Source organism: Rhizobium cerradonense (assembly GCF_030182455.1).
Classification (GTDB): domain Bacteria; phylum Pseudomonadota; class Alphaproteobacteria; order Rhizobiales; family Rhizobiaceae; genus Rhizobium.
The window spans coordinates 99865-119401 of record NZ_JAQJCK010000003.1; the positions used below are offsets into that span (position 1 = coordinate 99865).

Here is a 19537-nt window from a genome sequence, read left to right on the forward strand (position 1 = left end):
TCGTAACCGAAGCATAGACGTCGCGCAATGTGCGACAACATCTCCATCACCAAAGGAGACAACCATGATCACCTGTTTCATCCGCTATGAGATCGATCCCTTCAAAAAGGACGCCTTTGCCGAATATGCCAGGGCCTGGGGCCAGGTCATCCCACGCAACGGCGCGGACCTCATTGGCTATTTTGCCCCGCACGAGGGCTCGGCGACGACCGCTTATGGTGTCTACAATGTCGAGAGCCTGGCTGCCTATGAAGCCTATCGCGCCCGCCTCGCAGCCGATCCGCTCGGCAAGGCGAATTACGATTTCTCCCGCCACGAACGCTTCATCATCAGGGAAGATCGCATCTTCCTGAAAAACGTGTCTCTACCGCACGGCCCAAAGGTGACGCCATGATCGCCGTCATTTTCGAAGTCATTCCCTATCTCGGCGAGCGTCATCACTATCTTGATCTTGCCGGCAAGCTGCGCGCAGAACTCGAAACGATCGACGGTTTCATCTCCATCGAACGCTTCGAGAGCCTGACACAACGCGGTAAGCTTCTCTCGCTTTCCTTCTGGCGCGATGAGGCGGCGGTCAAGGAATGGCGCAATCGTGAAACGCACCGGGCGGCGCAAAAGGCCGGGCGAGGGGTGATATTTGCCGACTATCGGCTGCGCATAGCCCATGTGGTGCGTGATTACGGAATGAATGAGAGGGAAGAGGCACCGGCGGATAGCCGCGCGGTGCATGACGAGCTAATCAACACCGAACCGCAGGCAAAGGGCATCAATAGCAATTTCTAGGGCCGGTAGCTCGTCGACGACCACGCCCCAGATGATCTGGTCGGATAGGCCATGATATTGATGACGCAATATGTTTCCTATGGTCTTGACTTGTTGCCACGGAATCTCCGGCCTCAGAGCTTTGATATCGTCGGGCATGGCCCGACTTGCCTCCGAAATGATTTCTATGGCGCGCTGGACGGCGTGTTGAAACAGCCAATCGCTACGGTAGTCGTCCAGTGTTTTTCCCATGGCGGCTTTGCTGATACCGCGGAGTTCTGCGCGTATGTCCTCGAGCGCGTGTCTAAATTCCCGCGGCATCAAAATACCCGCGTCGCCGAGCGTTCGATCGCCGGTCTCAGGCGGGGATGTAGCCCATCTCTGGTCGTAATGTCGACAGGCGCATGAAGATCTTCTTCGAGCAAGAACTTGATACTGATCAGATCGAAAGCATTGAAACGACTAGCCGGGTCATAGTCGACAAAAATATCCACATCACTCGATGGTTGCGCCTCATTCCGGGAAACAGAGCCGAAAAGGTAAAGCGACGTTGCACCGAGCGCCCGGATGGCGTCCGCGTTGTTTTTAAGCCGCGTTATCGTTTCGTTTCGATCCATGAGAATGTTCTATCGCATTCGCTGTTATTTTTCTATGCCGCGAATAATTTCTCAAATCGCCCGCCGCTTTAGCCTTTGGTAACCAACTTAGGTAACCATAACACTCAGTTAATCGTATCGAGTAAGTGTAACAGCGAGTATCACATGGCGTCAGTTTTCCCGCTTGCCGACCTCAGGACTTCCGCAACGCCGGGCTCTTGGGTCGACACGATCATCAAGGGCGATTGCGTAGCCGCTCTTGAAGCACTGCCCACCCATTCCGTCGACGTCATCTTCGCGGACCCGCCTTACAATTTGCAGCTCGGCGGTACGCTGCACCGCCCCGATCAATCGCTTGTCGACGCCGTTGACGACGAATGGGACCAGTTTGCCTCCTTCGAGGCTTATGATGCCTTTACCCGCGCCTGGCTTCTCGCCTGCCGTCGCGTGCTGAAGCCGACGGGCACCATCTGGGTCATCGGCTCCTATCACAATATCTTCCGTGTCGGCGCTACGATGCAGGATCTGAACTTCTGGATCCTCAACGACATCGTTTGGCGCAAGACCAATCCGATGCCGAATTTCAAGGGACGTCGTTTCCAGAACGCCCATGAAACGATGATCTGGGCGAGCCCGAACGCCAAGGCCAAGGGCTACACCTTCAACTACGACGCCATGAAGGCAGCCAATGACGATGTGCAGATGCGCTCCGATTGGCTGTTCCCGATCTGCAGCGGCGGCGAGCGGTTGAAGGATCAGGACGGCAAGAAGGCGCATCCGACGCAGAAGCCGGAAGCCCTGCTTGCCCGTGTCATCATGGCATCGTCCAAGCCCGGCGACATCATCCTCGACCCCTTCTTCGGCTCTGGCACCACCGGTGCCGTCGCCAAGCGTCTCGGCCGTCATTTCGTCGGCATCGAACGCGAGCAGGATTACATCGATGCGGCCAGCGCCCGCATCGCCGCCGTCGAGCCGCTCGGTAAGGCGGAACTGACCGTCATGACAGGCAAGAAGGCTGAAGTTCGCGTTGCCTTCAACGTTTTGATCGAAAGTGGCCTCATCAAGCCCGGCCAGGTGCTGACGGATGCGAGGCGTCGCTACAGTGCCATCGTGCGCGCCGATGGCACGGTCGCCTCCGGCGGCGAAGCGGGCTCCATTCATCGCCTCGGTGCGAAAGTCCAGGGCCTTGATGCATGCAACGGATGGACGTTCTGGCACTTCGACGATGGGCATTCCCTGCGCCCGATCGACGAGCTGCGTTCGATCGTCCGCAATGATCTGGCCAAGGTGGAATAATTCCAACTATTTTCAGCGGCATAATTTTACCCGAAAGCCTTTCCCGACTATCGGGATGGTGCCGCGGCCGGATCCGCATATCCGCCTTCTTCCGTCGAGTACCTCCAGTTAGGGAGGAAGGCGAGACGCCCAGGATTCTCGAATCCTGGGCGCCATTTTTTTGCCTGACGGCTTAGAATTCCTGATAGTCCGTCACTTCGACCCGGACGACGCGTCCGTCTTCGTCGAAGGTGATCGTCTCTTCGCCCTCGCGGATCAGCGGCTTACCGGTCTTGCTGTTCGTTGCCCGGACGGACCAGACACTCCGGCCGGAAAGCGGCGTCAGCGTTTCCACCAATGAATTGACTGCGGTTTGATCCGGATAGGTATCGAAATAGCCGCGGAAGGCCTCCATGATTGCCTCGCGACCTGCGAGGCTGCCGACGCCGTTCGAGACATAGGTGGCGTTCTCCGCGAAGAAATCCTCGATTGCTTCGAAATCGAGCCTGTTGATCGCGTCATGAAAGAGGGTGATGCGTTCTGCCGGATCGAAAATCATGGGCTCAAACCTGGATGCCGTAGGCGGCGAGATCGCTGCGCAGCTTCTCGGCGCCGGTGAAATGGACTGCATTCCAACCCGCAGCCTTTGCACCTTCGACGTTGGCAAGCGAATCGTCGATGAAGATGGTCGAGGCCGGATCGAGCTCGAAACTCTTCACATGCGCCTCATAGATAGCAACGTCCGGCTTGATCAGGCCGATGTCGCCGGACACGGTGACGCCGCGCGGCTTGGAGAGGAAATCGAAGCGCGTCTGCGCTTCACGAAACGTATCGGAGGCAAAGTTGGTCAGCATGGTGACGTCACGGCCCTCGGCAATCAGCTTCTCCATGATGGCGACGCTATCGTCATAGGCATGCGGCACCATATCGTGCCAATATTTGCGGAAGGCACGGATCTGTTCCTCGCGCTCGGGATGGTCGGCGATCAGCAGCGCTTCGGCTTCTTCCCACGTCCGGCCGCGATCCTGCTCGATGTTCCATTCATTTGTGCAGACATTGGCGAAGAACCAGGTTCGCTCTGCTTCATCGGGGATGAGGCGGCCATAAGGAATGCTCGGATCATAGTGAAGAAGCACTTTGCCGATGTCGAAGACAATGTGCCGGATTTCCGTCGTCATGAATTATGTCCTGCCTTTTCGAATGTCTTGGTCTTTGTGAATGCGCGTGGAATAGCCTGAATGATCGCTTTTTTCATGACGGTGGGCAGCGCCTGGGCTTCAAGATTTGTAACCGGCTCCCACCATCCGTCATTGTGGGTAGTGTTCGATGCCACTTGAGCGCGATAGATCGATAGCCGCAGTTTGAAGTGAGTAAAGACATGCGTCACGCTCCCCGCCGCCTGCCAGTCGGCCGGGAAGGGGGCGGCCGCAGCACTGGTCTCGCCGTCAAGCCGTGCTGTCCAGCCGGTGGTCGGCACTTCGGTCATGCCGCCGAGCAGGCCGCTGGCGATGCGCCGGCGCAGGTAAATTTCACCATCGTCATTCACCGCCACAAAAGCGGCACCCTGGCGCATCGGCTTTTCCTTCTTTGCCGCTTTGACCGGAAAATGTTCGGGATCATGCAGCCGCAATGCCTCGCAGGCATTGTTGAAGGGACAGAGCGAACAGGCCGGCCGTTTCGGCGTGCAGATCGTCGCCCCCAGATCCATCATCGCCTGCGCGAAATCGCCGGGACGATCGGCTGGCGTCAGCAATGCCACCTTCTGCTTCATCAATGGTTTCGCGGCCGGCAATGGCGTGGCGATGGCATATAGCCTGGAGATAACCCGCTCGACATTGCCGTCCATGACAGCCGCCTGCCGGTTGAATGCAATGGCCGCGACCGCCGCTGCGGTATAGTCGCCGATTCCGGGCAAGGCCCGCAGCCCGTCCTCGGTGTCGGGAAACCGACCGTCATGTTCCGCCGCCACAGCCTCCGCGCATTTCTTCAGGTTGCGGGCGCGGGCGTAATAGCCGAGCCCGGCCCAGGCGGCCATGACATCGTCGGTGGGCGCCGCCGCAAGATCATCAACCGTCGGCCAGCGCTCCAGGAATTTGGCGAAATAGGCTTTGACCGCCGGCACGGTGGTCTGCTGCAACATTACCTCGGAGAGCCAGATATGATAGGGATCGGGCCGGATGCCGCGCGCTGCCATCGGCGGCGAGACGCGCCAGGGCAGGTCGCGGTGATGGCGGTCGTACCAGGCAAGCAGCTTTCCAGACAGGGAGGATATTTGCGATGAAAGGTCCATAATTTCCTTCGATCAAGCGATTACATCCAACTCTCTAGACGCAACTATGCTGGAAACGGAAGTCGGAAAATATTGGGCTGCCTAGAAGTCAGCCATCAAGGAGAATTCATCATGCTTATCGAGCTTTTCGATCGTCTACTGAATGCGAGTCCCAACCTGGGGCTTCTGAATATCTGCGCAGCGGAAATTCTTTTCTTGTCGCTTGTCTACTACGCGATGTGGAAGTTGTTGCACACGCAGCCATTCAAATTTCTTACCGTCTATCTCAAGCAGGAATTTCAGCCGCAACGAACGAAGCGCTCTCGTCGTTCGCAGTTGATTTATCATGCGTTTGGTGTGTTTTTCTTCCTCATGATGGCGGTATGCGTATATGCCGCTTCCTCGGTCGTATTGCTCGTTGCTGCCTGGCATACCGGTCAGAAGGATGTGTTCCCTCTACAGCTATTGGCTCTGGGGTTTTTCCTTCTTGGTCTTGTTGTAGCGGGGCTGATGCGTAACAATGCAGTGCAGGAGTGGAGATCATTTCACGCTCTTTTACAGAACAGAAAAGGCGGTTCTCTTTGACATTCCTGCTGCGCCAATGCTTCGTTGAGACGCTGGGGAGCGAACTATAGCCTCAAAATGAGCGAATATCGCCTGTTAAAAATGCCGCGTCGTGGCGAAAAGCAGATTTCCGAGCTGACCAACGGCATCGTCGATCCCGTCTTGGCCAAGCGCGCTGGCATCAACACGGCGCTGCTTGGCTCCTGGGACGAGATCGCAGGCGAGGATTTTGCCGAATGCACGCGGCCGGAAAAGATTGCCTGGGCCAAACGCGGCGGTTCGGGCGAGGACGGCGGTTACCAGCCCGGCGTGCTGACCGTCGCCTGCGAGGGCGCCCGCGCCCTGTTCCTGACCCATGCGCAGGGCGAACTGATCCAGCGCATCAACGGCTTCTTCGGCTTCCATGCCGTCAGCCAGATCCGCATCGTCCAAAAGCCTGTTTCCATCACTTCAAAACGCTCCCGCACTCCCCCGCCGCTAAAGGGCGAGGCGGCGCGAAAGCTGGAAGACATGATGGACGGGATCGAGGACGACAAACTGCGTGCGGCAATTCAGAGATTGGGCACCGCGATGGTTTGGAAGCGGGGTAAAAGATAGCTCTATTTTGGGAGATAAGATGATGTTGGCCCTGCGGCTTCCGCCGGAAATTGAAGCAAGGCTCGATGCGCTTGCCAAGCGCACCGGGCGCAGCAAAAGCTTTTATGCTCGTGAGGCAATCCTCGAGCACCTGGACGATCTTGAGGATATCTATCTTGCGGAGAAACGCCTGGAAGAGTTTCGCCGGGGCGAGAGCGATACTGTTTCTTTGGCTGAGTTAATGGCGCGCTATGGCGTGGACGATTGAGTTTCAGCGATCTGCGGAGCGCGAACTCGAAAAGCTCGGACATGAGACTTCGCGACGCATTCTTAAATTTCTCCATGAGCGTGTTTCCAAGCTGGACAATCCGCGCTCCATCGGCGAGGCCTTGAAAGGTTCTGATCTTGGTGACTTTTGGAAATATCGGGTCTGAGACTGCCGGGTAATCGCGCATATCGAAGATAGCGCTATACGAATTCTGATTGTTCGAATCGGAAATCGCCGTGAGATTTATCGAAGATAGTGCCGCATAGTGGCTCATCTTCACGGCCGTCTGCCCATCCCTGCGAATTCTGACGATAATTTAACCTCTTTGTCTTCGGTAGGTCACAATTCTTTGAAGAAAGTTGGTCAACCGTGCCTTGTTCGCAGCAACTAGCCGTTATATCGCAGTGAACCATTCAAAGACCTCTTAAACGACGGGTGACTATATGCCGATGTCCGACATGCTCTTGACCAAACGCCACCTGCTGGGCGGCACCGCCGTTGCGGCCCTCTCTATGGCGTTCGCTGCCTTTGCCGACACCGCATCCGCCGCAAACGCCACCACGGTCGGTGGTGCGCAGGAGACCACCAACACCGCTGCCTCGCCGGAGGATGAAGTCCCGTCGTCGGAAGGCAATGTCGACATGAACGAGGTGCTGAAGCCCGGCCCCTTGCCGGAAATCGCACTCGGCAAGGAAGACGCGCCGGTCAAGATCGTCGAATACATGTCGCTGACCTGCCCGCACTGCGCGCATTTCGCCGTTACCACCTTCGACGCGATCAAGCAGAAATACGTCGACACCGGCAAGGTTCGCTTCATCATCCGCGAATTCCCCTTCGATCCGCGCGCTGCCGCCGCCTTCATGCTGGCCCGTTGCGCGCCGCAGGAACAGTACTTGCCGATGGTCGATATGCTGTTCAAACAGCAAATCGCCTGGGCTTCACCGGATGTCGATGGCCGTGCCGCGCTGCTGCAAATGTCGAAACTTGCCGGTTTTACTGAGGATAGCTTTACGAAATGCTTGACGAACCAGAAGCTTCTGGATGATGTCAACTCAGTTAGGGAACGCGCAGCCAAAGACTTCGGCGTCAATGCTACGCCGACCTTCTTGATCAACGGCAAGCGTTATGCAGGGGACATGTCGGTTGGTGCCATGTCGAAGCTCATCGATAGCCTTCTCTGATCCGTGCCTTTTCGAAACGGCGGGCGGCGGGGAAACCCGCGCGCCCGTTTTTTTGTGCCTCACTTCTGATGGGGTTTCTTCCTTCCCCCGCTGTCGCGGAGAGGGGGAGTGGCGCTTATGAAGTTCAACAGGCTTCGTCTCGTCGGCTTCAAATCCTTCGTGGAGCCGGCGGAATTCGTCATCGAACGCGGCTTGACCGGCGTCGTCGGCCCGAACGGTTGCGGCAAGTCCAACCTGGTCGAAGCGCTGCGCTGGGTGATGGGCGAGAACTCCTACAAGAACATGCGCGCTTCCGGCATGGACGACGTCATTTTCTCCGGTTCCGGCAATCGTCCCGCGCGCAATACCGCGGAAGTCGGCCTCTATCTCGACAATAGCGACCGCACGGCGCCGGCCGCCTTTAACGACAGCGACGAAATCCAGGTCACCCGCCGCATCGAGCGCGAGCAGGGCTCGCTTTATCGCATCAACGGCAAGGAAGCCCGTGCCAAGGATGTACAACTGCTATTCGCCGATGCCTCGACCGGCGCGCGTTCGCCGTCGATGGTTGGGCAGGGGCGCATTGGCGAGTTGATCCAGGCCAAGCCACAGGCCCGGCGCCAGCTTCTTGAAGAGGCCGCCGGCATTTCCGGCCTGCATTCGCGCCGGCATGAGGCGGAGCTTCGTCTGCGCGCCGCCGAAGGCAACCTCGAGCGTCTCGACGACGTGACCTCGCAGCTTGAGAGCCAGATCGAGAGCCTGAAGCGCCAGGCGCGGCAGGCCAACCGGTTCAAGATGTTGTCCGCCGACATCCGCGCCCGCGAGGCGATGCTCCTGCATATCCATTGGGTGCAGGCGAAGGAGGCGGAAGCGGAGGCCGACAACGCGCTCAAGCAGGCAACCGTTCTGGTCGCTGAAAAGGCGCAGATACAAATGGAGGCGGCGAAGGCGCAGGGCATTGCCAGCTTCAAGCTGCCGGACCTGCGCGAAGAAGAGGCAAAAGCCGCCGCCGCATTGCAGCGTCTGCAAATTGCTCGCACCCAGCTTGAAGAGGATGCCAACCGCATTCTGCGGCGTCGAGACGAGCTGACCCGGCGGCTGGCACAACTGGCCGAAGACATCAGCCGTGAAGAGCGCCTCGTTGCCGATAATGCCCAAATCCTGGCAAAGCTCGATGCGGAGGAGGCCGATATCGCCGATATTCTCGCCGATTCCGGCCGGCTTGCCGAGGAAACGCGCGAGGCTTTCGAGGAGGCTGCCGCGAAGCTGGCCGATAGCGAGCGTATCTTTACCGGGCTGACTGCCGAGCGCGCCGAGGCCGCCGCCGCCCGCAATCAGCTCGAGCGCGCCATCCGCGATCTTGCCGACCGGAAGATGCGGCTGGAACGGCAGATGGATGAGGCCAACGGGGAGCTCGCTGCGATCGATGAAAAGATAGCCGCCCTGCCGGATCCTGGCGAAAAGCGCGACGTGGTCGAAGCCGCTGAAAATGTCGTCGCCGACACCGAGGTGGCGATCCAGTTCGTTGAGGCGGCCCTCTCCAAGGCTCGCGAGACGGAGGCTTTATCGCGCGCGCCGGTCGATGAAGCCCGTTCGCGGCTGAATGCCTTGGAAACGGAAGCGCGCACGATCTCCAATATGCTCGCGGCGGGAGCCACCTCGGGCGCATTTGCACCCGTTGCGGAAGAGCTGCGCGTCGACCGTGGCTTCGAGACCGCGCTCGGCGCAGCTCTTGGCGACGATCTGGAATCGCCGCTGGATCCGCAAGCGCCCGCCCACTGGTCCGACAATGGCAGCGGCGCGGCCGATCCTGCCCTGCCGGACGGTGTCGTGCCACTGATTTCGTATGTGGGCGCACCGGCGGCATTGACGCGACGCTTGCGCCAGATCGGCCTTGTCACTGCCGCAGACGCTATGCGCCTCATGCCGGCATTGAAGCCAGGCCAGCGGCTGGTGACGAAGGACGGCGCCGTATTTCGTTGGGACGGGCATGTGACCGGGGCAGACGCTCCCAGCGCGGCGGCTCTGCGGCTGGCACAGAAGAATCGTCTTGCGGAGCTTGAGGCCGAAGCCGAGGTGGCGCGCGATATCCTGGCTGAGGCTGAGGAGCGTTTGGCGATTGCCGGCGACGCGATCCGGGCCGAGGAATCCCGTCTTGTCGTTGCGCGTGATACCAGCCGGCTCGCTGCCCGCCACCTTGCGGAAGCTCGCGAAGCATTGGCGATGGCCGAGCGCGCCTCCGGCGATCTGATCCGCCGTCGCGATGTCATCACGGAAGCTGCCAGCCATCTGCAGGCGCAGATGGAAGAGGTGGCGGTGCGAGATGAAAATGCCCGTATCGAACTAGAGGATGCGCCCGATCTGGCGGACATCGACTTGAAGCTGCGCGACCAGCAGGCGGAGGTCGCCACGGATCGCGGCGCGCTTGCCGAAGCGCGTGCCCGTTACGAAGGGCTGAATCGGGAAAATGAGGCCCGGCAGCGCCGCATCCTGGCGATTCGCCAGGAGCGTGACGGTTGGCGCCAGCGCGCCGCCAGCGCCGAAGAGCATATCCAGACCCTGCGCGACCGTGAGGAAGAGGCGCGCGATGAAGCTGCCGAGCTGGACCTTGCCCCGGATGAATTTGATGACAAGCGCCGCGCGCTGATGAATGAATTGCAGAAGGCGGAGGAGGCGCGCCGCACCGCGGCCGACCGCCTGGTCGAGGCGGAAATCGTTCAGCGCGAGGCCGATCGTCAGGCCGCCACGGCACTGTCGGAATTGGCGGAAAGCCGTGAAAAGCGTGGCCGTATCGAGGAGCGCCTGGTTTCCGCCCGCGAGCGCCGCCAGGAAAGCGAGTTGCGCATCCGCCAGACGCTGAATGTCGAACTGCATGAGGTGCTGCGGCTTGCCGGCCTGTCGGCGGGGCAGAATATTCCCGATTTGCGCGAGGTCGAGCGCGAGCTGGAGCGGCTTAAGATCGAGCGCGAGCGCCTTGGTGCCGTCAACCTGCGCGCCGAGGAGGAAAGCAGGGAACTGACAGAACGGCTGCGGGCCTTGATCAAGGAGCGTGATGATGTCATCGACGCCATCCGCAAGCTGCGCGGTGCGATCCAGAGCCTCAACCGCGAAGGCCGCGAGCGGCTGATCGCTGCTTTCGACGTTGTCAATGTGCAGTTCCAGCGGCTGTTTACCCATCTCTTCGGCGGCGGCACGGCCGAGTTGCAACTGATCGAATCCGACGATCCGCTGGAGGCGGGCCTCGAAATTCTCGCTCGTCCGCCGGGTAAGAAGCCGCAGACCATGACGCTGCTTTCCGGCGGCGAGCAGGCGCTGACGGCGATGGCGCTGATCTTTGCCGTCTTTCTCACCAATCCGGCCCCCATCTGCGTGCTGGACGAGGTGGACGCGCCGCTCGACGACCATAATGTCGAGCGCTATTGCAATCTCATGGACGAGATGGCGGCCTCGACCGAGACGCGTTTCGTGGTCATCACCCACAATCCCATCACCATGGCCCGCATGGACCGCCTCTTCGGCGTGACCATGGCCGAACAGGGTGTCTCACAGCTTGTTTCCGTCGACCTGCAGACCGCGGAGCAACTGCGGGAAATAGCTTGAGGCGCCTCTTTCCGATTGGAAAAAGGAAAAGCTATTCCCATATCGACAAGAAATTGCCGCCTCGGCTGCCGCACAGCCAAAAAGCGTGTTAGATTTGTTCTCGATCAATAATACGTGGCGCTAATCCGCCCGGAAGGGAAGTATGTCTGGATTTGATGGCGGTATTTTCGATTTCCTCGGAATACTCGCCGTATTGCTGCTCGTCGCTGCGAATGGTTTCTTCGTTGCGGCCGAATTTTCGCTTGTCTCCGTTCGGCGCAGTCGCGTGGCCGAACTAGTTTCCGAGGGGCGGATGAACGCGACCGCCTTGCAAAGGGCAGTCGACAATCTCGACGCCAATCTCGCGGCTACTCAGCTCGGCATCACCATATCTTCGCTTGCTCTTGGCTGGGTGGGAGAACCGGCGCTTGCCCATCTCCTGGAGCCGCTTCTCGATTTTCTGCCTGGCTCCTGGGCCGCTGCCGGATCGCATGCCGTGGCTGTCGTGATTTCCTTCATCATCATTACGGCCCTGCACATCGTCCTTGGCGAACTTGCGCCGAAGAGCCTGGCATTGCAGCGCAGCGAAGGCACCGCCCTCGGCGTGGTGCGGCCGCTGGGCCTGTTTCTGTTCTTGCTCCGCCCGGCGATCCTCGTGCTGAACGGTCTCGGCAATATGGTTTTGCGCCTCTTTGGCCTGCGGCCGGGCGCCGGTGAAGGCTCGCTGCATTCGCCTGCGGAAATCAAGATGCTGGTCGCCGAAAGCCAGGAAGCAGGCCTGTTGGAACAGGCGCAGCAGGAATTGGTCGAACGCGTCTTCAACATCGGCGACCGCGATGTCTCCGATATCATGACGCCGAGGTTGGAGGTCGATTGGATCGATGCCGAGGACTCGCCAGAGGAGATGCTGAAGGCTATTCGCGAAAGCCGTTTCGACCAACTTCTCGTCGGTCGCGGGACGATCGACGAACCGATCGGCATGATCCTGAAGAAGGATCTTCTCGACCAACTCCTCAACGGCCAATCGCTCGATCCGATAGCGGTTATGCGGCAGCCTCTTATCGTTCATGAAGCAACTGCCGTTTTCAAGGTTCTCGAGAGCTTCAAACGCGCGCCTGTCCGTCTCGCCATGGTCATCGATGAATATGGCAGCCTGGAAGGCATCGTCACACAGACCGACCTGCTGGAGGCCATCGCCGGCGACTTGCCGGATATGGAGAACGAAGGACCGGATATCGTCGAGCGGGCCGACGGCTCCTTGCTGATCGAAGGCATGATGCCGGCCTATGACGCTTTCCAGCGGCTCGGCCTGCGCGAGCGTTCCGAAGACAATTTCCACACCTTCGCGGGCTTCGCGCTCTACCAACTCGGTCATATCCCCGAGGTCGGCGAGAGCTTTACATTCGACGGCTGGCTCTTCGAAATCGTCGATTTGGACGGCATGCGGATCGACAAGATTCTGGCGCGGCGGGAGGCGGGAGCTTAGTCGCCGGTTGGCGGTCCTTAGGTTGCGGTCGATGGCGGATCATTTGGCTTGCCTTTGAACGGTGCCACCTTGATTTCTCCCTCCCGTTTCCGGGCTTGAGCAATGTCGTAGCTATTCTGCATCCGCATCAGCGTATCCATAGACACGCCAAATGCCTTCTCGATTCTGAGAGCCATTTCTGGCGATAGGTGGGCTCGTTCATTGAGAAGCGCGGACAAGGCCGGGCGCGTAACGCCTAGCGCCTTGGCTGCGTCGGTGACGGAAAGCTCAAGAGCTTCAATGATCTCGCTTTTGACGAACCCGCCCGGATGGGCTGGGTTTTTCATACGGATGCCCTGTAAAGCGTTCATGGCCATCTCCTAGTGATAATCTTCATAATCGAGGTCGATGATCTCAATTTCTGTCCGGTCTATCCGAAACGTCAGTCGCCAGTTTTTCGTGACAAAGAGGCTCCAAGTGCCTTTGCGGTCGCCGGTGAGTAGATGGGCTTTCCAACTCGGCACCGTCCGCAATTCCTCCTCTTGTTCCATATCCTGGAGGAAGGAAATAATTCGCCGTAGTTTTGGCACGAAGGCCGGCTGCAAGCCGGAGGCATCATCCTCTTCGATGAACCTGCGTCCCCTTATGAATCACGTTTCTGATCTTCATGATTCTAACTAGTTGGGCATGCGTCATGCGTCAAGTGACGCTTTACACGCCTGCTATAGTGGACACGATTTTTAACACTGCGATTTTATATTTATTGTGCAACGCAACATTTCGCCGCATTTGTCGATTTTCATTTCCACCTCAATGAATTAAGTTCAACCTTAGGAGTTGGACGGGGGAAAATGACGAAGTGGGTTTATACATTCGGCGACGGGAAGGCCGAGGGGCGCGCCAAGGACTATGAGCGGCTCGGGGGGAAGGGCGCCAATCTTGCCGAAATGTGCAGCCTTGGCCTGCCGGTTCCCCCCGGCTTGACGATCATCAGCGAAGTCTGCGCTTTCTATTACAAAAACGGCCGCAACGTTCCGGAAGACCTGAAGCTGCAGGTGATGCAGGGGCTGAAGCAGATGGAGGCGATCACCGGGCGCAAGTTCGGCGATACCGTTCGCCCGCTGCTCGTTTCCGTGCGCTCCGGCGGTCGCGCCTCCATGCCTGGCATGATGGATACCGTCCTCAATCTCGGCCTCAACGACGACACGGTGCAGGCGCTCGGCCATGATGCCGGCGACGCCCGCTTCGCCTGGGACAGCTATCGGCGCTTCATCCAGATGTATGCCGATGTCGTCATGGGTCTCGACAACGAGATTTTCGAGGAAATCCTGGAGGATGAGAAGGCTCGCCTCGGCCATGAGTTCGATACCGATCTTTCTGCCGTAGAGTGGCAGCATGTTGTCTCGCTTTATAAGGCCGTCATAGAAGAGGAACTGGACGAGGCTTTCCCGCAGGAGCCCGAGGTGCAGCTCTGGGGTGCCGTCGGCGCGGTGTTTTCCAGTTGGATGAACCCGCGTGCGATCACCTATCGTCATTTGCATAATATCCCCGAAGCTTGGGGCACGGCGGTCAATATCCAGGCCATGGTCTTCGGCAATCTCGGCAATTCCTCCGCCACTGGTGTTGCCTTCACCCGCAATCCCTCGACGGGTGAAAAGGAGCTCTACGGCGAATTCCTGGTCAATGCGCAGGGCGAGGATGTCGTTGCCGGTATTCGCACCCCGCAGAGCATCACCGAGGCGGCCCGTATCGCCTCCGGCTACGACCGGCCGTCGATGGAAAAGCTGATGCCGGAAGCCTTTGCCGAATTCCGTCGCATCTGCGCCGAGCTCGAAGCGCATTACCGTGACATGCAGGATCTGGAATTCACCATTGAGCGCGGCAAGCTCTGGATGCTGCAGACCCGCGCCGGCAAGCGCACCACCAAGGCCGCAATGAAGGTCGCTGTCGATATGGTCGACGAAGGTCTGATCACCGAGGATGAGGCCGTTTCGCGCATCGAGCCCTCGACCCTTGATCAGCTCCTTCACCCAACGATCGATCCGCGCGTGCATCGGGAGATCATCGGCTCCGGCTTGCCGGCTTCGCCGGGGGCCGCGACCGGCGAGGTTGTCTTCACCGCCGAGGAGGCGATTGTCGCAGAAGAGGAGGGCCGCAAGGTCATTCTCGTGCGCATCGAGACCAGCCCGGAGGATATTCACGGCATGCATGCCGCCGAGGGGATTCTCACCACGCGCGGCGGCATGACCAGCCACGCGGCGGTGGTTGCCCGTGGCATGGGCATTCCCTGCGTGGTCGGCGCCGGCACCATGCGCATCGACATGCGCAACGAAAAGCTGATCGGCATCGGCGTCACCCTGAAAAAGGGCGACATTGTCACCATCGATGGTTCCACCGGTCAGGTGCTGAAGGGCGAGGTGGCGATGATCCAGCCGGAACTGTCAGGCGATTTCGGGCGTATCATGGAGTGGGCCGACCGCTCGCGCCGCATGACGGTGCGCACAAATGCGGACACACCGGCGGACGCCCGCGCCGCTCGTTCCTTCGGTGCCGAAGGCATCGGCCTTTGCCGCACCGAACACATGTTCTTCGAGGGCGACCGCATCCATGTCATGCGCGAGATGATCCTTGCGGAAGGCGAGGAGGGCCGCCGCGCCGCGCTCGCCAAGCTCTTGCCGATGCAGCGGCTCGATTTCACCGGCATGTTCACCATCATGCACGGCTTGCCGGTGACCATCCGCCTGCTGGACCCGCCATTGCACGAGTTCCTGCCGAAGACGGACGAGGAGATCGCGGAGGTCGCCGGCATCATGGGCATGGAGCCGGCCATATTGCGCCAGCGCGTCGATGCGCTGCATGAGTTCAATCCGATGCTCGGCCATCGCGGTTGCCGCCTGGCGATTTCCTATCCTGAAATCGTCGAGATGCAGGCCCGCGCCATCTTCGAGGCGGCGGTCTCTGCCGCAAAGGAAACGGGTGCCGCGGTCGTGCCGGAGATCATGGTGCCGCTGGTCGGCCTGCGCTCGGAGCTCGATTACGTCAAGGCACGTATCGAAGAGGTGGCCCGCGCGGTCATGACGGAAGCCAAGATGAAGATCGATTATCTCGTTGGCACGATGATCGAGCTGCCGCGCGCGGCCCTCCGCGCGCACATCATCGCGGAAGCGGCCGAATTCTTCTCGTTTGGCACGAATGACCTCACGCAGACCACCTTCGGCATGTCGCGCGACGATGCCGCCGCCTTCATCCCCACCTATCAGCGCAAGGGGATCATAGAGCATGATCCCTTCATCTCACTCGATTTCGACGGCGTGGGAGAACTGATTCGCATCGCTGCCGAGCGCGGCCGTCGCACGCGCAACGATATGAAGCTCGGCATCTGCGGCGAACATGGCGGCGATCCGGCTTCGATCCACTTTTGCGAGGAAATCGGGCTGGATTACGTGTCCTGCTCGCCCTTCCGCGTGCCGATCGCAAGGCTTGCGGCGGCGCAGGCGGCCATCAGAGGCAAGGCTTGAGCTTTCGTCACGGGAGAGGCGAAACGATCAATGCCAACGGCGATGATAATATCCCGGTCCGACCACGATGGACGGCCCCCAGAAGAAATCATCATTGCTTTCCATGAAAGCACGCTGATCCGCGCGCCGGCTCAGATCCTGATTCATCAGGCAATTGGCGAAATTCTCGGTGCCGCGGCGGAAGCCGTAGCTGCTGCATCTCGCTTCATCGGCCGCGCGAATCTCCTCTGCCGTCTGACAGGCCGACAGCACCGTAGCGATGACGATGAGGGAAAGTGCGGGAAAAATACGCATGACTCGATATCCTCGGCACAAATATGCACGCGGGAACTATAGTCTCCCTCAGTGGGGTGCGAAAGTCGTATTGCTGCCCGCTCATCACGAACGGTTGAATGGCATGCCAGGGTGTGAGTCGTTCAAGCGTCGTCACGCGGCCTTTGCGGCAGGCGTTGCAGCAGATCGACGAAGGCATCGGCGAAGCGGAGCAGGGGTTCGGTTTCCTCATCCGGCTGCAGCAGGCGGATTTCCGCATCGTCTTCGTCGAGCACTGCGAAGATGACGCGCATGGCCTCGCTATCCTCGGGAATCCGCAGGACCGCAATCCGGCGGCAATCCGATATCAATCCCGTGGCGGGGAGATCGAAGAGGAATTCGCCATGTGCAGCCCGGGCCGCATCGCGCACGGCTTCGCAAAAGGCCGCTTCGCCACCGGAAAAACCTTCGAGCGATAATTCCAGCTCCACAAGTTCGAGCGGCAGGGTAGGATCGGCAGCATTGGCGACCGTGCCGGCCGCCGCAGGCAACGGCTTGGCGGCGATGTCCGGCGATTGCATCGTTTCCATCTCCTCAAGTCCTTTCATGGCCTAAGTAAACCCCGAAAAGCATGGCTCTTTTTCAGAATTTAAGCAAGTACTCACATTTTGGGCCGACGGTCCGGGCAGCCGGCTTACGGTCGCGCGTTAATCATGCGTTCCGACATCCGATTTATTTTCGCCATTTCTTGTTCTAAACATGAGGTCGACCTTCGGAATTGGGTAGCATCCGCCTTCCGATCCGACGTGCCGACGAGTTCTTCATGACCATTCGCTTCGACCGTCCCGTTTCGCATGCCGCGCGCGCCTCGCGCCTGATTGCGTCCTTTGCGCTGGTGCTGTGCGGGGTGATTTTGGTTGGCCATCGATTCGGGCCGCTGGAAACGCCCTATTTCGTCCTGCTGCTGCTGATTTCCGCCGGCTTTGCCGGGCTGGCGGTGCTGCTTGCCATCATCGGCCTGACGCAGCTCTGGCGGTTTGCTGCCATCGGGGGCGTTTCGGCTTTTAAGGCGCTGATCTACGCCGCTCTGCCGCTGGCGATCGTCGGCATCGGCGTGGAGCGTTATTGGACACGGCCAGCAATCTACGATGTCTCTACCGATCTCGTCGATGCGCCGGAATGGCTGGCGCCGCCGCAGGCCAAGCAGATCTGGCTGCCGCCGAGGCATTTTGTGACGCCGCAGGACCGCGAGGCCCAATATGCCGCCTATCCGGTGCTGACCGGGCGTCGCTACGAAGGCGCTGCCGACCGCGTGCTCGAGGCTGTGCGCAAGGTCGCGAAGGACAATCATATCACCATCGTCAAGGCCGAAGGCGCCGATGTTGTCGATCCGAACAGCCATGAAAAGCCGAAGCGCCCTGCACGCCGGCAGAACCAGAGCCAGACACCGGACGACAGCGCCGTCACCGACATGCCCGATGTCGTCCCCGTGCCGACGCCGCGGCCTTATCGCGACAGCGTGGCCGATCTGATCCGCCAGAATTCCGACGTCGTCCTGCAGGGCGAGACCCGCACCCGCATTCTCGGCCTGAATTTCGATGTGCTGATCCGCCTGCGTGAAGAGGCGGAGACGACGCTGGTCGATGTGCGCGTTGCCTCGCGCTATGGCCAGGACGATCTCGGCATCAGCGCCAACATAGCCGAAAGCTATCTGAAGGCGCTGGACGCTGAACTCCTGGGCATTGCCGGAAGCTGAAGCCGCTCAGGCCAGCCTATAGGTCCCGAACAGCGCCGGCGGCCCGTCCGTTTCGACCTGACCTTTGCCGACGAGATCCTCCAGATGCGCCAGCACCGAGAGTGCAGCCGCGCCATGCAGGCGTGGGTCGGTTTCGCGATAAATGGCCTTCACCATGTCGGGGATCAGGCGGTCGCCGGCCCTGATCCGCTCCAATACGGCGCGTTCGCGCATGCGCCGATGGGTCCTGAGACCGCGCATGAAGGAGGCGGGTTCCTTCACCGACCCACCATGGCCGGGAAAGAAGAGGCGGTCGTCGCGGGCAAGCAGCCGGTCGAGCGACGCCATGTAATCGGCCATGGAACCATCCGGCGGCGCGACGATCGTCGTCGCCCAGGCCATGACATGATCGGCGGAAAAGACAATGCCGCTGCCTTCCAGCGCAAAGCAGGCGTGATTGGCCGTATGGCCGGGCGTCAGCAATGCGGTCAATTCCCAGCCGTCTCCGGAGACGCTTTCGCCGTCGCCAAGCGCAATATCCGGCCGAAAATCCGTATCCGAGCTTTCGGCGAAGGGATTGACCTCGCCCTCATGCAGCGGCCGCGCGGCGCGGTGCGGCCCTTCGCCAACCGTCAACGCGCCCGTCGCCTCTTTCAGCCGCTTGGCAAGCGGCGAGTGGTCGCGGTGGGTATGGCTGACGAAAATATGCGTCACCTCGCGCCCCTTCAGCGCCGCCATCAGGGCCGCGAAATGCGCGTCATTCTCCGGGCCGGGGTCGATCACCGCCACGGACGAGCCGCCGACGATATAGCTGTTGGTGCCGTGAAAGGTGAAAGCGCTGGGATTGTTGACCGTCATCCGCTCCACGCCGGGCGCAATGGGCACCGCGCGGCCATAGGCTGGCTCAAAGGCAAGATCGAATTCGGGAACGCTCATCTCTTGTATTCAATTTCAATGAAGGACATCGGTTCGGACCCAGCATTGACCACATTATGCTCGACGCCGGCGTCACGCCGGTAGGCCGCGCCCTTGGCAAGATCGACACGGCGGCTTTCGGCCCCTTCCTCGATCAGAAACTGGCAATCCGTCATCGGCACCACGACATAGCCGAGGCCATGGACATGATGGCCGGTATCGGCGCCCGGCTCGAAATCCCAGCGGATAATGCGCACCACGGCGTCGTCGACTAACACCGACGGGACGGCCGGAGGGCGGGCGCGAAACTGGCTCATCAGATCTCCTAAAGTGGATTTTGGAACAGCAAGCCCTATCATAGCCCTGCCGAAAGCACACAGAAATATGCGTTCAGGCATAACTTAGTGATTGTGACCGGAAGCGACCTTTGCTAATCAGACGCCGATTTGGCGCGAACAGTCGCCATGTCGCATTGTTGGGGCGTAGCCAAGCGGTAAGGCAGCGGTTTTTGGTACCGCCATCCCCTGGTTCGAATCCAGGCGCCCCAGCCAACGCGATTTGTGAATAAAATCACGCGACAACGTAATGGAAAGTTCCGAAATC

The 19537-nt window shown here is 59.8% G+C and carries 23 protein-coding genes and 1 tRNA gene; 13 read left to right on the top strand and 11 right to left on the bottom strand.

Annotated elements, in window-relative coordinates; genetic code table 11:
• The first annotated feature begins 64 nt into the window (after window positions 1–64).
• Both PH547_RS08045 and PH547_RS08050 read left to right on the top strand, forming a co-directional pair.
• Window positions 65–394, top strand: a complete 330-nt coding sequence (locus PH547_RS08045) for an NIPSNAP family protein (protein WP_104822262.1) — start codon at window positions 65–67, stop codon at window positions 392–394.
• Window positions 391–783, top strand: a complete 393-nt coding sequence (locus PH547_RS08050; RefSeq protein ID WP_104822263.1) for an antibiotic biosynthesis monooxygenase family protein — start codon at window positions 391–393, stop codon at window positions 781–783. Before PH547_RS08045 ends, PH547_RS08050 begins: the two co-directional genes overlap by 4 nt.
• On the opposite strand, the gene PH547_RS08055 is transcribed toward PH547_RS08050, so the two are convergent.
• Window positions 736–1014, bottom strand: coding sequence for a HepT-like ribonuclease domain-containing protein (locus tag PH547_RS08055; RefSeq protein WP_260303403.1), 279 nt, complete (start codon window positions 1012–1014; stop codon window positions 736–738). The genes PH547_RS08050 and PH547_RS08055 overlap by 48 nt on opposite strands.
• Window positions 1015–1082: 68 nt before the next feature.
• Complete coding sequence (locus PH547_RS08060; protein WP_104822265.1) at window positions 1083–1379, bottom strand: nucleotidyltransferase family protein; 297 nt, start codon at window positions 1377–1379, stop codon at window positions 1083–1085.
• A gap of 144 nt (window positions 1380–1523) precedes the next feature.
• On the opposite strand from PH547_RS08060, the gene PH547_RS08065 reads away from it, so the two are divergent.
• Window positions 1524–2654, top strand: a complete 1131-nt coding sequence (locus tag PH547_RS08065; RefSeq protein ID WP_285167964.1) for a site-specific DNA-methyltransferase — start codon at window positions 1524–1526, stop codon at window positions 2652–2654.
• A gap of 172 nt (window positions 2655–2826) precedes the next feature.
• On the opposite strand, the gene PH547_RS08070 is transcribed toward PH547_RS08065, so the two are convergent.
• Genes PH547_RS08070 through mutY form a run of 3 tightly spaced genes read right to left on the bottom strand, consistent with a single transcriptional unit; the run spans window position 2827 to window position 4923 of the window.
• Complete coding sequence (locus PH547_RS08070) at window positions 2827–3192, bottom strand: nuclear transport factor 2 family protein (RefSeq protein WP_285167965.1); 366 nt, start codon at window positions 3190–3192, stop codon at window positions 2827–2829.
• Between the two features lie 4 nt (window positions 3193–3196).
• On the bottom strand, window positions 3197–3811 hold the full coding sequence (locus PH547_RS08075) for an HAD family hydrolase (RefSeq protein ID WP_285167966.1): 615 nt from the start codon (window positions 3809–3811) through the stop codon (window positions 3197–3199).
• Window positions 3808–4923 carry an A/G-specific adenine glycosylase gene (gene mutY, locus PH547_RS08080; RefSeq protein WP_285167968.1) on the bottom strand — a complete coding sequence of 372 codons (1116 nt, stop codon included), beginning with the start codon at window positions 4921–4923 and terminating at the stop codon, window positions 3808–3810. Before mutY ends, PH547_RS08075 begins: the two co-directional genes overlap by 4 nt.
• A 111-nt stretch (window positions 4924–5034) precedes the next feature.
• Between mutY and PH547_RS08085 the strand changes: the two genes are divergently transcribed.
• From PH547_RS08085 to PH547_RS08115, 7 genes are all read left to right on the top strand, one after another.
• Window positions 5035–5487, top strand: coding sequence for a hypothetical protein (locus PH547_RS08085; RefSeq protein WP_104822270.1), 453 nt, complete (start codon window positions 5035–5037; stop codon window positions 5485–5487).
• Window positions 5488–5544: 57 nt separating this feature from the next.
• The gene (locus tag PH547_RS08090; protein WP_285167969.1) at window positions 5545–6063 is read left to right on the top strand and encodes a DUF721 domain-containing protein; all 519 of its coding nucleotides are present in this window, start codon (window positions 5545–5547) and stop codon (window positions 6061–6063) included.
• Between the two features lie 22 nt (window positions 6064–6085).
• Complete coding sequence (gene relB, locus PH547_RS08095; RefSeq protein WP_104825010.1) at window positions 6086–6310, top strand: type II toxin-antitoxin system RelB family antitoxin; 225 nt, start codon at window positions 6086–6088, stop codon at window positions 6308–6310.
• Window positions 6294–6476, top strand: coding sequence for a type II toxin-antitoxin system RelE family toxin (locus PH547_RS08100; RefSeq protein WP_311319437.1), 183 nt, complete (start codon window positions 6294–6296; stop codon window positions 6474–6476). The genes relB and PH547_RS08100 overlap by 17 nt, the downstream gene beginning before the upstream one ends.
• A gap of 277 nt (window positions 6477–6753) precedes the next feature.
• A complete protein-coding gene (locus tag PH547_RS08105; protein ID WP_104822271.1) occupies window positions 6754–7491 on the top strand; it encodes a DsbA family protein in 738 nt (245 codons plus the stop codon).
• Window positions 7492–7608: 117 nt separating this feature from the next.
• A complete protein-coding gene (locus tag PH547_RS08110; RefSeq protein ID WP_285168204.1) occupies window positions 7609–11070 on the top strand; it encodes a chromosome segregation SMC family protein in 3462 nt (1153 codons plus the stop codon).
• Between the two features lie 142 nt (window positions 11071–11212).
• Complete coding sequence (locus PH547_RS08115; protein WP_283049499.1) at window positions 11213–12535, top strand: hemolysin family protein; 1323 nt, start codon at window positions 11213–11215, stop codon at window positions 12533–12535.
• A 17-nt stretch (window positions 12536–12552) separates the two neighbouring features.
• Here the strand turns inward: PH547_RS08115 and PH547_RS08120 are convergent, their stop codons facing one another.
• Window positions 12553–12885 carry a HigA family addiction module antitoxin gene (locus PH547_RS08120; protein WP_285167971.1) on the bottom strand — a complete coding sequence of 111 codons (333 nt, stop codon included), beginning with the start codon at window positions 12883–12885 and terminating at the stop codon, window positions 12553–12555.
• Between the two features lie 9 nt (window positions 12886–12894).
• Window positions 12895–13119 carry a type II toxin-antitoxin system RelE/ParE family toxin gene (locus tag PH547_RS08125; protein ID WP_285167972.1) on the bottom strand — a complete coding sequence of 75 codons (225 nt, stop codon included), beginning with the start codon at window positions 13117–13119 and terminating at the stop codon, window positions 12895–12897.
• A gap of 246 nt (window positions 13120–13365) precedes the next feature.
• Between PH547_RS08125 and ppdK the strand changes: the two genes are divergently transcribed.
• Complete coding sequence (ppdK, locus tag PH547_RS08130) at window positions 13366–16032, top strand: pyruvate, phosphate dikinase (protein ID WP_285167973.1); 2667 nt, start codon at window positions 13366–13368, stop codon at window positions 16030–16032.
• A gap of 27 nt (window positions 16033–16059) precedes the next feature.
• Here ppdK and PH547_RS08135 read toward each other — a convergent pair whose 3' ends face one another.
• On the bottom strand, window positions 16060–16326 hold the full coding sequence (locus PH547_RS08135) for a hypothetical protein (RefSeq protein WP_104822276.1): 267 nt from the start codon (window positions 16324–16326) through the stop codon (window positions 16060–16062).
• A 122-nt stretch (window positions 16327–16448) separates the two neighbouring features.
• The gene (locus PH547_RS08140; protein ID WP_199773523.1) at window positions 16449–16865 is read right to left on the bottom strand and encodes a hypothetical protein; all 417 of its coding nucleotides are present in this window, start codon (window positions 16863–16865) and stop codon (window positions 16449–16451) included.
• Window positions 16866–17107: 242 nt separating this feature from the next.
• Between PH547_RS08140 and PH547_RS08145 the strand changes: the two genes are divergently transcribed.
• Window positions 17108–18040, top strand: a complete 933-nt coding sequence (locus tag PH547_RS08145) for a DUF1499 domain-containing protein (RefSeq protein WP_104825012.1) — start codon at window positions 17108–17110, stop codon at window positions 18038–18040.
• Between the two features lie 6 nt (window positions 18041–18046).
• Here PH547_RS08145 and PH547_RS08150 read toward each other — a convergent pair whose 3' ends face one another.
• The gene (locus PH547_RS08150; RefSeq protein ID WP_104822278.1) at window positions 18047–18955 is read right to left on the bottom strand and encodes an MBL fold metallo-hydrolase; all 909 of its coding nucleotides are present in this window, start codon (window positions 18953–18955) and stop codon (window positions 18047–18049) included.
• Window positions 18952–19251 carry a cupin domain-containing protein gene (locus tag PH547_RS08155; RefSeq protein ID WP_104822279.1) on the bottom strand — a complete coding sequence of 100 codons (300 nt, stop codon included), beginning with the start codon at window positions 19249–19251 and terminating at the stop codon, window positions 18952–18954. The genes PH547_RS08150 and PH547_RS08155 overlap by 4 nt, the downstream gene beginning before the upstream one ends.
• 159 nt (window positions 19252–19410) lie before the next feature.
• Between PH547_RS08155 and PH547_RS08160 the strand changes: the two genes are divergently transcribed.
• Window positions 19411–19485, top strand: a tRNA-Gln gene (locus PH547_RS08160).
• Window positions 19486–19537 lie beyond the last annotated feature (52 nt).